At 69.6% G+C, this 12,208-nt stretch carries 11 protein-coding genes and 1 pseudogene; 5 read left to right on the top strand and 7 right to left on the bottom strand.

What is annotated here, in order from left to right:
* A partial coding sequence (locus tag AB0G02_RS18465; RefSeq protein WP_360795580.1) for a glutamate--cysteine ligase occupies positions 1 to 1,123 on the bottom strand: 1,123 nt, incomplete at its 3' end.
* 43 nt (positions 1,124 to 1,166) lie between these two features.
* Entirely contained in the window at positions 1,167 to 1,313 is a 147-nt protein-coding gene (locus AB0G02_RS18460; RefSeq protein ID WP_360795577.1) for a hypothetical protein, read from the bottom strand.
* 248 nt (positions 1,314 to 1,561) lie between these two features.
* Here AB0G02_RS18460 and AB0G02_RS18455 point away from each other — a divergent pair, with 248 nt between their 5' ends.
* Positions 1,562 to 2,785: an amidohydrolase family protein gene (locus tag AB0G02_RS18455; RefSeq protein WP_360795575.1), complete on the top strand. Its 1,224-nt coding sequence runs from the start codon at positions 1,562 to 1,564 to the stop codon at positions 2,783 to 2,785.
* 70 nt (positions 2,786 to 2,855) lie between these two features.
* Here AB0G02_RS18455 and AB0G02_RS18450 read toward each other — a convergent pair whose 3' ends face one another.
* The 3 genes from AB0G02_RS18450 to AB0G02_RS18440 form a co-directional block, all read right to left on the bottom strand.
* Positions 2,856 to 3,020 (bottom strand): hypothetical protein, encoded by a 165-nt coding sequence (locus AB0G02_RS18450; RefSeq protein ID WP_360795572.1) that lies wholly within the window; start codon positions 3,018 to 3,020, stop codon positions 2,856 to 2,858.
* Positions 3,017 to 3,325, bottom strand: a complete 309-nt coding sequence (locus tag AB0G02_RS18445) for a hypothetical protein (RefSeq protein WP_360795569.1) — start codon at positions 3,323 to 3,325, stop codon at positions 3,017 to 3,019. Before AB0G02_RS18445 ends, AB0G02_RS18450 begins: the two co-directional genes overlap by 4 nt.
* A gap of 258 nt (positions 3,326 to 3,583) precedes the next feature.
* Positions 3,584 to 4,738, bottom strand: a complete 1,155-nt coding sequence (locus AB0G02_RS18440) for a histidine decarboxylase (protein WP_360795566.1) — start codon at positions 4,736 to 4,738, stop codon at positions 3,584 to 3,586.
* Between the two features lie 982 nt (positions 4,739 to 5,720).
* On the opposite strand from AB0G02_RS18440, the gene AB0G02_RS18435 reads away from it, so the two are divergent.
* The 4 genes from AB0G02_RS18435 to AB0G02_RS18420 are packed head-to-tail and all read left to right on the top strand — an operon-like array spanning position 5,721 to position 8,624.
* On the top strand, positions 5,721 to 5,906 hold the full coding sequence (locus AB0G02_RS18435; RefSeq protein ID WP_360795563.1) for a hypothetical protein: 186 nt from the start codon (positions 5,721 to 5,723) through the stop codon (positions 5,904 to 5,906).
* A gap of 44 nt (positions 5,907 to 5,950) precedes the next feature.
* Positions 5,951 to 6,703 (top strand): hypothetical protein, encoded by a 753-nt coding sequence (locus AB0G02_RS18430; protein ID WP_360795561.1) that lies wholly within the window; start codon positions 5,951 to 5,953, stop codon positions 6,701 to 6,703.
* Positions 6,704 to 6,750: 47 nt separating this feature from the next.
* On the top strand, positions 6,751 to 7,608 hold the full coding sequence (locus tag AB0G02_RS18425) for a hypothetical protein (protein ID WP_360795558.1): 858 nt from the start codon (positions 6,751 to 6,753) through the stop codon (positions 7,606 to 7,608).
* Positions 7,605 to 8,624, top strand: coding sequence for a serine hydrolase domain-containing protein (locus tag AB0G02_RS18420; protein ID WP_360795555.1), 1,020 nt, complete (start codon positions 7,605 to 7,607; stop codon positions 8,622 to 8,624). Before AB0G02_RS18425 ends, AB0G02_RS18420 begins: the two co-directional genes overlap by 4 nt.
* 154 nt (positions 8,625 to 8,778) lie before the next feature.
* Here the strand turns inward: AB0G02_RS18420 and AB0G02_RS18415 are convergent, their stop codons facing one another.
* Positions 8,779 to 9,447, bottom strand: coding sequence for a sigma-70 family RNA polymerase sigma factor (locus AB0G02_RS18415; protein WP_360795552.1), 669 nt, complete (start codon positions 9,445 to 9,447; stop codon positions 8,779 to 8,781).
* 1,815 nt (positions 9,448 to 11,262) lie between these two features.
* Positions 11,263 to 11,470: pseudogene (locus tag AB0G02_RS18410) on the bottom strand (ISL3 family transposase); the annotation flags it as partial.
* Positions 11,471 to 12,208 lie beyond the last annotated feature (738 nt).

Below are 12,208 nucleotides of genomic sequence, written 5' to 3'. Positions count from 1 at the left end.
CGGTGCTCGGACCCGCCGGCTCGAGCTCGTGCGCGACGGTCTCGCGCACGAGCGCTTGGAGGGCGCCGGGCACCCCGTGCTCGGCCGCCGCTCGGCGTTGCCTCGCTGCGCCGTTGCCGTGGTCCAGCACCCGGTTCAGCGATGAGCGCACCTCGTCGAGGTCGCCCGAGTCGGTCAGCGCGGGCGTGGTGTGCCGGATGAGGCGCGCGGCCATGGTGCGAGCAGGTACTCGGGCACCGGTCCGCGGGTCGATTGCCGGGCCGGACAGACCGTGTCGGGTGGCGATCCAGAGCGCGTCGTCGAGGACCACGTCGCTCAGTCGGGCGGCTTCCCGCCCGGTGTCCAGGTCGGTCAGCGCGGTCTGCACGAGTCCTCGGACCAGGGCGGCGTAGAGCACTGCCTCGGCGCTGGTGGCGGTTGCGTCGGCGATCCGGACCTCGACGGTCGGCAGGTGGTCGGACAGGCGGGCCAGCCGCAGTCCGCCGTGCTCCGGTGGCAGCAGCGCGCAGTCCTTGAGCCGGGCCAGGTCGCGATCGTAGTCGGCCGCCGAGGCGAACCACGGTGGGATGCCCGAGGCGGGCAGGCGCCTGTAGACCACCATCCGCCAGCTGTCGAACCCGGTGTCCCGACCTCGTCGGTAAGGCGAGTTCGCGGTCAGCGCGAGCAGGGTCGGGAGCCAGGGCGTGATGTGGTTGAGCACTGCGACGCCGGTGTCACGGTCGCCGACGCCGACGTGGACGTGGCAGCCGCAGATCTCCTGGTCGGCCAAGGCACCCGCGCACAGTTCCCGCAGCGGCCGGTAGCGCTCGTCGGCGCTGGGGGGTGCGGTTCGCGGACCGAACAGCGGGTGGCCGACCGACACCAGGTCCAGCCCTTCGGCGCGCGCGGCCCGGGCCAGCACCAGCCGGTTTCGGGTGATGTCCCGGCGCAGCCGCGTCAAGTCGGTGCACACCCCGGTGCTCGCCTCGAGCTCGCTGTCCCACAGTTCGCGCTGAAGCCGGCAGCCGTCACCGAGACCGGCACCCTCCGCCCGCTCCAACACCGCCGAGGCGTGCCGCGCGGGCCGCAACGATCCGGGATCTACCAGCAGGAACTCCTCCTCCACCCCGACCGTGGCACCCACCCGCTCACCTGCGGTGGGCGGGGGCGACGCCGTGCCCGCGATCTCACACCCGGCCATCGCCCGACGTCTCCCCGGTCAGGGCGCCGTCGCGCCGCAGCCGCGACACCGTGCGCACGTCACTGTTCACGGCGCGGTCGCGGATTTCCACCCCCAGCACCGAAGATCTATCACCCGGCCCAGTGACGTCCATTCCGCACCTCATGTAATCGTGTGGGAACTCCACGCAGAGGAAACAGGGAGGGGATGCCCGGTTCGGCAGGGACAGAACCGCACCGGGAAGACATCCGGTGGTCCATTGGAGTGATTCCCCGATTCGTACGGGTGAAGAAGTTCCACCCGCCGTGATCATTTCCTTCCGCGGTGAATTCCGATGGGCAACTGACGCCGAAGTGATCCGGTCGAACGGTTGCGTGGCATTCTCTGGAGAAGTGGGGTGGAATGTCCGACAAGTCGAGAGCGACGCTCGTGATCGCGGACCGCTTCTGGGACGGGGTGTCCGACGGCCCGTCCGGGCACGTCGAGGTGCTCGTGCGGGGTCAGCGCATCGTGGCCGTGGGCGAGCACCTGACCGGCTGCGCGGAAGCGGATGTCGTCGAGCTGGGGGACCGCACCCTGCTGCCCGGCTTCATCGACTGCCACGTCCACGTCGTGCCGGAGCTCCCGCCCGACACCTCTGTCAGCTCCCAGACGTTGGCGGCGCTGCCCGCACTGCGGGCGTTGCTGGACAACGGGTTCACCACGGTGCGCGACCTCGGCTGCACCGCCCAGCCCATCACCGTGGACCTGAGGCGCGCGCAGCGGGACGGCGACGTGGAAGGTCCTCGGCTGGTCGTCGCTCCGCACATCATCTCCGGCCGAGGCGGGCACGGGGACAAGTCCGCCGGGTTGCCGGACCGCTTCGGCGTCGAGGTGGGCGTGCTCGCCGACGGCGTCGACGAGGTCGTGCGTGCCGTGCGCACGGAGTCGCGGCTCGGCGCGGACTGGATCAAGTACGCCGGCACCGGCGGGTTCGGGTCGCCCGTCGACGACCCCGAGCTGGTCAGCTACTCCCAGCACGAGGTGGACGCGCTGGTGGCGACCGCGCGCGACCTGCGGCGACCCTGTGCGGTGCACGCCTTCAACGACCAAGGTGTCCTGCGGGCCGCTCGCGCGGGCGTCCGCTCGGTCGAACACGCTTCGCTCGCCTCACCGGAAACGCTGTCCGTCCTGGCCGAGAAGGGGATCTGGCTGGTTCCCACCCAGTTCATCGTCGTCGAGTGCCTCGGTCACCTGGACGACGACGACTTCTGGGCGGACAAGCCCGCCTACCTCAGGGACGCGTTCCGCCGGCACGAGGACCGCCTGCGGGAGTGCGCTTCCCACCCGTCGGCCAGCGGTGTTCGGCTTGCATTCGGCTCCGACGCCAGCGTCTTCCCCCACCGGGACAACTGGCGGGAGTTCCCGGCCATGGTGACCGCCGGCCTCGACCCCCTGCGGGCGCTGCGCGCGGCCACGTCGGAAGCGGCCGCCTTGCTCGACACGCCCGATCGCGGGACCGTTCGCCCGGACCTGCTCGCCGACCTCATCGCCATGCCGGGCAACCCGTTCGACGACATCGACGCCACCGGGGGCGTCGACTTCGTCATGCAGGGAGGGCAGATCAAGCGCAGTCCTGCCCTGTAGTCGAGCGGCGGTGATGTCGAGCCTGCCCGTCACGACAGGTCGGCGCAGAGCCTGTCGACGTGTTTCACGGTCACGTGCGGCACGACGACCAGGTGGGCGCGATCTCCTCGTTGAGCAGGTGCCACTTGCGCATCACGTCATCGGTGGGCAGGTCGAACAGCACCACGCTGCTGCCCGGGGCCCGGCTCGGGCGCCGACCGGCCGCCTCCAACCGCCGGACCGCGTGGTCGGTCACCTGCAGGCAGTGCCCGACCCGTCGCGGCCCAGGCGGCGCAACCCGCGCCACAGCAACAAGGGCGACAGCGCGTCTCGGGAGCCCGCGATCGTGTCATCGTCGCTGCCGACCGCCGCACCCGGCTGACGGATCGCCCGCACGTCCGCGGTACGGGCCAGGACGACGCTGCTCGGCACGGGCGATCCGACGATCTTGTGCCCGCTGATCGACACGCTGTCCGCGCCGTCGGCGAAGGCCCACGGCCTCGGCGGCCGCCCGAACGCCGCCGGCGCCCCGCCGAACGCCGCGTCGGAGTGGACGAACACCCCGGGCACTCCCCCCGGCCATGGTGACCGCCGGTCTCAGCCCTCTGCGCGCGTTGCACGCGGCGACCTCCGAAGCGGCTGCCCTGCTCGACACAGCCGATCGCGGAGCCATCCGCCCCGACCTGATCGCCGACTTGGTCGCGATGCCCGGCAACCCCTTTGACGACATCAACGCCACCGGGGACTCGACTTCATCATGCAGGGGGAGAGGTCAAGCGGAACGCAGTCCGGTAGTTCTCGCGGGGTGCATGACGAGCCCTACCCGGCTTCACGGAAGTCGGCACAGAGACGATCGATGTGCTGCACGGTGACGTGAGGCATGACGACGAGGTGAGCCCGACCGTCGTCGGTGAGGAGGTGCCACTTGCGCATCACCTCGTCGGCCGGCAAGTCGAACAGCACGACGTTGCCGCCCGGGACCCTGGTCGGGTGCCGCCCCGCCGCCTCCAGCCTGCGGACCGCGTGGTCGGTGACCTCCAGGCAGCGTTGGACCCGGCGTACCAGCCCTTCGCGGCCCAACACGCGCAACGCGTACCACAGCAGCACGGGGGACAGCGCGTCGCGCGAGCCGCTGATGGTGTCGTCGTCACTGCCGACGGCTGCGTCGGGTTGGCGGATCATGCGCACGTCCTCGGCGCGGGCCAGGACGATGCTACTGGGAACGGGCGAACCGATGATCTTGTGCCCGCTGATCGACACGCTGTCCGCCCCGTCCGGAAAGGCCCAAGGCCTCGGCGGCCGCCCGAACGCCGCCAGCAACCCGCCGAACGCGGCGTCGGAGTGGACGAACAGCCCGCGCACACCTACCTGGGCGGCGACCCTCCGGATCCCGGGGATGTCGTCCACAGCGCCGCGGCCGGTGCTGCCGATCGTCGCGATCACGATGGCGGCCCGGTCCGACCGGGCTCGCATGTCGTGGGTCAAAGCGTCGAGGTCCATCGCGCCGTCGGTCCCCGTGTCCACCGCCACGTGCGGCAGGCGCAGCAATCGGGAGATCTTGGGGATCGAGTAGTGCGCCTCCGCCGACGCGTACAGCACCGCGTCCGGGTACCGCTCGCGCCCGAGGTAAGCGGCGAAGAGGTTGGCCTCCGTGCCGCCGTGTGCCACGTGCCCGGATATCTCGCCCGGCTCGCCGCCGGCGAGGTCGGTGAAGAAGGACACGACGGCCTGCTCGAAGGGCTTCGAGTCGATGCCGTACTCGCTGGCCTGGTCCGGGTTGCCGGCGTTGTTGAGGTGCAGCGACAGGAAGTCGACCAGACCGCGGTAGTCGAAGTCCAGGTTCACCGGAAACCCGAGCATGGTTTGCTGCTTCTTCCTGACCGACTCGGCGAACCGCCGCAACAGCTCGACATCGGCGTGCTCCGCACCGGGAGAGCTTCGGTCCGGTATCCGCAAACCCTCGGGTGTCGGCACCGCGCTACCGCCTCTCCGGACAGCGGCGTGGCTCTTCCTCGATGCGGTGCCACGAGCTCGTCCTCTGGTACCCAGGCTCCGACGGTACGACGAAACCGGGCGGTGCCACAACTCCCCGCGTCCGCCGGCGTGCTCGAACCGAGGACCGGCCGAATTCGCTGTTGCTCAAGGGATTCCTCTCCGCGCGGAAACGCCACCCGGCCGATCGTGAGATCTCTCTGCCCCGCGTTCCTCGCCGTCACCGCACACGCCGAACGGGCCGTGAGCGATGAGGGCTCCACAGGATGCCGTGGGAATGTGATCCGTTGTCGTGCAACGAGATCAGACGCCTACGGCCAGTCTGAACCGGCCCGAGCACCCTCGGACACACATCGACCAGTGGTCAGACTGGCGACGACTCCACCAGACCGAGCTCGACACAGCCACTACCAGCCGCAACGCCTCAGGCATCCCAGATTCCGACGACAGTGCTGACAGGTGTCCGCCGGTCCGATCGGGTGCCGAGAACGGTTCAGGTCGCTCGGCCGATCGGATGAACCTGTGCGTAGTGGGCGGTGTTCGAACGTCTACAGGGTGAAGGGCCGGCGCCGGGCACATGCCGCGGCAGTGCTTCGGCGAGTGATCGAGAACGCTCGGATGTCGTCGACGGCCCTCTGCTGGGCGAGTGCGGCACCCTTCGACCGAGGAGAGAACATGCGTTGGTGGAGAAGTTCACGGTCGCCGCCGCCGGGGGAGTAACGCTGCCGCGACCTGCAAGGGCCCAGGCAGTCGCTCGGGGGACGACACGGGGTACACGGCCTACGTGTTCGACGACCTGGAGTGCGAAATCTTTCCGTGTCGTCGTCCAAGGTGGCTACATGAACGGGAACCTCCCGAACCGGAACGTTCGGTCGTTCCCGTCCGACCGGTCCGTCCGGGTGGCCGGGTCGCGTCGGTCCATCGGATCGACATCGATATCGAACGATCAATCAAGGAGGCTGTGATGTCCGTTCAGCAGACGCTTCTTCCCGCGGCGGCCGCCGCTGAGGAGCAGAGCGCGTTGGAAGCTCTGATGGTGGAGCCCGAGGCCGGCGTCAGTGACGCGCCGCGGTACGTCGAGGTCCCGCAGGCGAAGCTCAAGCTCCTGGCCTTGCTCTCGCCCCCGCTGCCCAAGGAGTCCAAGCACTAGCAGGGCTTCAGCCCTGGACCGCCAAGGGCGGGCCGCGGAGTCGAGTGGAAGGGCAGTTGGTACCGGTGAACGCTGAACGACTGCCAGTGTCGCTGGCGGACGCGGCGGCCGAGGTCGCCGACCGCGTCCTCGGTGCCGTGGACGACACCCGGGACATCGGGCTCGCCGATTACGTGAACACCGGTGCGGACGCGAAGATCGCCCTGGGGGCGGTCCGGCTGATCGGCGCGGATGTCTTCGCTCCGCACCTGTTGCTGGGCCGCCCCGTGCACCGTGACGACGTGGCGGTCGTAGTTCGCTCGTTCGCCGTCTTCCCTCCCGCCGGGCGTCCCACCACTCGGCAACAGCACGTGAGGGCGTGGCGAGACTGGGCGGCGTGCCGGCTGGTGGTCCGTGCCGCCGAACCGACATCCGCCGAACCGGGCATCACCGCGACGCCTGCTCCGGAGACGGCGGCAGCACTGCTCGACCGCGCGAAGGGCTGGCAGGAGTGGTCGGCGAACGCGGCGCAGCTCTCCCCGCTGGCGCTGCCGGGCGTGGGTGGACCGATCGTGGCGGCGGTCTTCGAGGGGGTGCGCCCGCTCGCGCAAGGGGTCACCCGGGCGGTGCTGCGTCGGGACTTCGTCACCGCGGCGCGGTTGATCCGGTGGATGGCGCTATTGAGCAGCAACGGCGTGAGGCAGCCACTGGACCCGGCCTTGCTCGTCGAGCGCACCCGGCTGTACGGCGGCACCGGATCGCGACTGTCGCTCGATCTGGCCATCGCCCGACTGCTTCTCCGGATGGAGCCGGCATGACGACCTCGCTGACCTCGATCGCCCACAACCTCGCCCACCGCGCCCTGATGTACCTGCACGACCACCGCGACGCCGACATCTTCCCGGACGACATCCCGGTCGATTTCGACAACGCGGCCACCGTCTACAAACCTGTCTCCGAGATCGGCATGGCCGCGGCCTTGGTGCTGCGCGAGGGCGTGGGCGGCACCGCGCAACTGCGCGCCGCCCGCGAATTGATCGATTCCACGTGGCGGCAGCTGCGCGAGGGCGACCTGCTCTACGAACGTCAGGTGCGCAACTGCCTGCTCACCGATCCGATCGAGGTGTACTGCCACTTCACCTACGGCGGCCACCGCCATCAGGCGCTCGAGCAGCTGGCGGCGCACAACGCCGCGGTGCGCTCGATGCCCGAGCTGTATCCCGATCGCCGGCTCGCGGTGGCCAACGCCTACCGGATGTGCGGCATGTCCACCGGTGACGACTGGGAATCCCTGCTGCGGGCGACCTGGTTGGGGGCGACACCGCCCCCTTGGGCCATCGACTGGGACACCGCGTACAGCATGACCCACACCGTCTTCCACGTGACCGACTGGGGCGGCAGACCCGACGACCTGCCGCCCGACATCGTCGACTACCTCGCCACCTGGCTACCCGTGTGGACCGATGTGTGGGCCGAAGTCGGGGATTGGGACCTCGTCGCCGAGTTGCTGATCGTGGACGCGTGTCTGCCCGAGCCGCGGTTCGACCTCGACGTTTGGACGCGTTTCGCCGCAATGCAACACGGCGACGGCCTCGTGCCACGCGACGGAGAGCCCGTCGACGACGACCGGTTCCGGCGCTTCTGGGACCACCACCACCCCACGGTCGCCGCGGTGGTCGCCGGCACGCTGGCCGTGTCCCGGCTGCTCGGCGCCAGGAGATGACGGTCACCGACACGTCCGACGTGGACGAGCTCGTGCGGCCGCTGCTCTCGTCCGCGACCGACGCGACCGGCACCGCGGTCGCGGTCCTGCACGGCGACCGGCAGACCTTGATGGTGGCCGGCTCCACCGCTCAGGACCGAACACGCCCGATCACCCCCGACACCCGGTTCGAAATCGGATCGGTCACGAAGACGGTGACCGCGTTGCTGCTGGCCGAGATGGTGCGACGCGGTGAGGTCCGCTACGACGACCCCATCGAGGACCACCTTCCGCCCGGCTGGCGACTTCGACGTCCGGCACCTGTCACGTTGGAGCACCTCGCCACCCACACCTCCGGTCTGCCGCCGATACCGCTCACGACGGTGCCGAGGGTGCTGCGGACCTGGTTCTCCAACCCATACCAGGCCCTGGGGCCGGCTCAGATCCGCACCGGGCTGGCCCGTGCCCGGCTGCGATCGGCACCGGGTTCCCGGTTCCGCTACTCCAATGTCGGCGTCGGACTGCTCGGTTGGTTGCTCGCCGAAGCAGCCGACCTCCCGTTCGAGCACCTGCTCACCGACCGCGTCCTGAGACCCCTGGGGATGACCGACACCAGCAGCACCCCGACCCCCCAAGCCGTCGGACATCGGCGCGGCAGACCATTACCACCCTTGCACCTTCCCGGGATGCCCGCCGCCGGAGCACTTCGATCCTCTCCACGCGACATGCTCAACTACCTCGCCGCACACCTCAACCCCGGTGCCACACCGCTGGCGTCGGCCCTCACCGACGTCACGCGCCGACGAATCCCACTGGCGGACAACGGCCGGCTGTGCCTCGCGTGGTTCCACCGGACACAGCCGGATCACGACCTGATGTTCCACTCGGGCGCAACCTGCGGGTTCACCGCCTTCGTCGGATACAGCCCGCAAACGGGCACCGCTCTGGCGACTCTGACCAACGCCGGCGTGATCCGGCGCGGCACGTTCATCCAACGCTCATACGACACGCTACGAACCCTCGCCGCACTCAAGTGACCGCCCTGACCCGACACCGCGAGCTTCGCGACCGGATCCTGTCAGCCGGTGGGCAGATCGCCGGGCGACCGCGGTCGACACGTGCGGTCAGAACATGACGGTGTCGGCCTGTGCGACGGCCTCCCGCCTGGTGTCGTTGAAGAGCTCGGGTCGATCACTGACGCAGACGTCCTGATCGTCGTCCGGCTCGGAGGAATAGGCACGGCTGGCCGTGGCCGCGAGCGGTGGCAGCATGGCGCACTGCCGCCGTGGCGGTGGTTGGGACGACCGGCGCGGAGCCGGCCGTGGTCGCAGTGGTGTGGAGGGTCGCCCACACCACAGTCCCGGCCAGGGCGGCCGCAGCGCCGGCGGCGAGATGGCGCAGCAGGCTGCGGGCGCGGGTCAGGTGAGATTGCACCGAGCGCCGGGTCAGGCCGGATCGGGCGGCGATGTCGTCGATGCTGGCTCCGGCGGCCACTGATCGGCAGACCCGTCGGGTGTCCTCGGGCAGCTCGTCCAGCGCCTGCGCGAGCCATCCGGCGAAGGCTCGGTCGCTGACGATCTCGGCGGGATCGGATGCGGCCGGAACCGCAGTCCGCGGGTGGGCCAGGGTCCGCTGTTCGAGCACGGCACGTCGCGCCTGGTCGACGAGTTTGCGTTGCGCCACCGATGTCAGCCACGCGCGCACCGTCACGATCGGCTCGGCGTTGGGATCGGTCTGCCGGATCAGCAGGGCGAGCAGCGCCTCGTGTGCGCAGTCCTCGGCGTCCGCGCGCGACAGCCCCTGCTGCCTCAACCGTCTGATCACCTGTTCCACCGCTGTGGCCAGATCACCGGACTCCATGACGGACCTCCCCGACTCGCATCGCCGGCGACCTGGATCCGAAAGGTGCGAGGTCGCACACCCCGAGCGGCTGGTGCGTCACCGAACGACCAACTTCCGTATGGCGGGGATCGCCGCCGAGGTCGCCGCTTCTTCCTGCCCGTGGGCGGCTCCACGACGGGACATCCCTCGGCGGGTGCGCGCCTCTGATCCCGGATGTCCGTCGAACGGGGGCAAGCTCAGTTGGGAGCTGCGCTCGCGCGTCCTCGTCCAGCCGTTCGGAACTGAGCATGTCGTCCTCGAGAGGAAGTGGACACAAACCAGGTCGAGTGCGTCCTGGACGGCGTCCGGCAGGCAGCTCCGCGTCTCGGCGGCAAGTGTGTCGGGGTCGAGGCCGACGCCCGACGCCGTGATTCGCAGCCAGACCCGGGTGTGGTCGTACGCGCTGGCTGTCGCGATGAGGTGCAGATCGACGGGGCCGTTGTGTGGAATTGCAGTGTTTGGAGCAGTCGTGCGTGTCATCCAGCTTGCCCGCGCGCCGCGAACACCGGTGACGAGGTCAGCGTGGCGCAGCTGCGGCTGCGGTGGAGTGCCTGGCGCGGGCCGAGGGCCGGCTGGACCGGCTCGCCCCGGCCGGGTCGTGCGCCCGTGCGGCACGAGGTGAGGCATCGGTGCTGCCTAAGCTGCCGCCTCGCCACGCCGGCCCACGGGAGACCGTGCGGTACCTGTTCGTCGTCGGCGGGCCGCACGGTGCACACCGGATCGCACGTCGTCGCCGCGTCGGACGGTGCATCCAAGGCCGTCCCTGCAACTCATCTTTGCTCGGATGGTCTCGGGGAAGGGCTCGGTTCACAGGACGATGGTGAGGCTGACCGGTCCGCTGACGTGTTCGAGCCCGTTGCTGGTGAGGCAGTCGAGGAGGTTCAGGGAGGGCAGCACCTTGTCTGTGTGACGGTCGCGCCGTGGAACAGGCCGCTGGTGACCTCGCCGACGCGGACCAGGACGCTCTGCCCGGTGGGCTTGAGGTTGATGGTCAGGCGTCCTTCGACCCTGCTGGTCCGCCCGGTGTTCCAGTGGTACAGGCTGTGGTCCTCGAAGTCAGCCGCCGTGCAGCTGGCGGTCCCGTGACCATGTCCGGTGAAGTCCGCCCGGACAATGTCGGGGCGGTGGGGGAGCCGCAGGGCGCCAGGCTGCCGGAGGCGGTGAACGACGTCTCCCGCGACGTGTACGTCAGACCGGGGTGGTAGGTGCTGGTCTGCGTGCCCAGCGCACACGTCACGTCCACCAGCGGGGCTGAGGCGCCGGCGGACGCGGGGGAAGCGACCCCCCACACCGGACGCGAGCAGCAGGACGACGGCTAACAGGGTGCCAACGCGACTACGCATGATCGTTCTCCCGGCGATGCGTGCGAGATATGGGTGAAGTGGTGCCAGTCGCTAGACGATGCGCCCGCAGGAGCACCAACGCCATAGTCCGTACGGGTGAGGTCCCACTGGTCCGCGCGAGTTGCAATTCACGCGTACGTGAAGACAATCGTCCCGGTGCCCGCTTGCGGGCCGTCGGTGTTGGAGTCGGCCGCCGACGACGCACCGGCCCGGACGAGAGTCTGTCCCTGAACCGGCGGTTCGCGGTGGCTGCTGGTGAAGCGCTCCGGTGTTGACCGTCGCGGACGTCCCGTCGGTAAGCACGCCACCAACTGCCCACCGTCGGCCTGTCATGGCCGATGATGGCTACCAGGGCAACCCGAAGTGATCACGTGAGGTTGTCCAGGACAACCTCAGCCCAGCAGGGCCCGTACGGCGGCGTCCGCCCGACGGTGATCCCGAGCTACGGCAGCACCTGGGCGGAAGCCCTGCCCGCCAGCTCACGCACGACACTGCGGACCTGCTCATCGAGCCGGACGGTGGTCGCCGGTACCGCTCGATCAAGCCCGGTACCTGCTCCCGGAACGTTCGACGCACGCACTCGATGACAGGGCAACGCATCCGCGTATCCGCAACCTCACCAGCACCCGGCGTCCGTCGACCGGAACATCCGCGGCGGGAATCCGCTTTGGTCGGTCCCGGGCATCAGGCGGTCGATCGACGCCGGTGACGGTACAGCGTGCGTCGGGCCGGCTGTCATCGTGACGCGGGCAGTAAGCGGGAGATGGGCGACTTGACCTTGCGGGTGCTGACGCGCCGTTGAGGACTACCCGGCCGCACGAGGTGCGACTGGGACTCCTCCCGGCTCGCGCGGGACGACTCGTGCCCACGCCCCGATCAACAATCTGAACGGCGGACCGCGCTCGCGCGAGGACGACGTCTCAGGGACGCGGTGGTGAATCCGGACACCCGAACCACTCCCCTCGCTCGCGCCGAGGAAAGACGCGCGGCGGAGCGGCTGTGTGCGGGCGAGGAGGGACCACCCCGCTCACACGGAAGACGTCAGCACTGTGCGGACACATGCCACCCTCCGGACCACCCCCGCTCGCGCGGGGGAAGACGCGTCGGACGACGTCGACCTGAATCCGAACGGGGGACCACCCCCGCTCGCGCGGGGAAGACGCTTCTTGAACAGCGACTTTGCCGGTCATAGGTCGCTTTTTCATTCGGTTCGTCGCGGTCTCGTATGTCGACCATAGTGGGTGTCGAGGTGCTCCGAGGAGGGCAACGTCATCATCGAGCTCTTCCCAACCTGGTGGCGGCGGGCTGGAGACATGGCGAAGCTCCCGGTGGATGACTTCTCGACCAAGAGCAAGGTCATCGCCAAGGGGGCTTCGAGTGCTTGTCCACCCATTCGC

Source organism: Actinosynnema sp. NPDC023658, assembly GCF_040639995.1.
Classification (GTDB): Bacteria; Actinomycetota; Actinomycetes; order Mycobacteriales; family Pseudonocardiaceae; genus Actinosynnema.
This window is presented reverse-complemented; position numbering and strand designations above follow the sequence as displayed.

Excerpts from the sequence above, each read along its gene's own strand:
- AB0G02_RS18420 (WP_360795555.1), top strand. The coding sequence starts at position 7,605 with ATGACGGTCACCGACACGTCCGACGTGGACGAGCTCGTGCGGCCGCTG.
- AB0G02_RS18415 (WP_360795552.1), bottom strand. The coding sequence starts at position 9,447 with ATGGAGTCCGGTGATCTGGCCACAGCGGTGGAACAGGTGATCAGACGG.
- AB0G02_RS18460 (WP_360795577.1), bottom strand. The coding sequence starts at position 1,313 with ATGGACGTCACTGGGCCGGGTGATAGATCTTCGGTGCTGGGGGTGGAA.
- AB0G02_RS18425 (WP_360795558.1), top strand. The coding sequence starts at position 6,751 with ATGTACCTGCACGACCACCGCGACGCCGACATCTTCCCGGACGACATC.
- AB0G02_RS18435 (WP_360795563.1), top strand. The coding sequence starts at position 5,721 with ATGTCCGTTCAGCAGACGCTTCTTCCCGCGGCGGCCGCCGCTGAGGAG.
- AB0G02_RS18455 (WP_360795575.1), top strand. The coding sequence starts at position 1,562 with ATGTCCGACAAGTCGAGAGCGACGCTCGTGATCGCGGACCGCTTCTGG.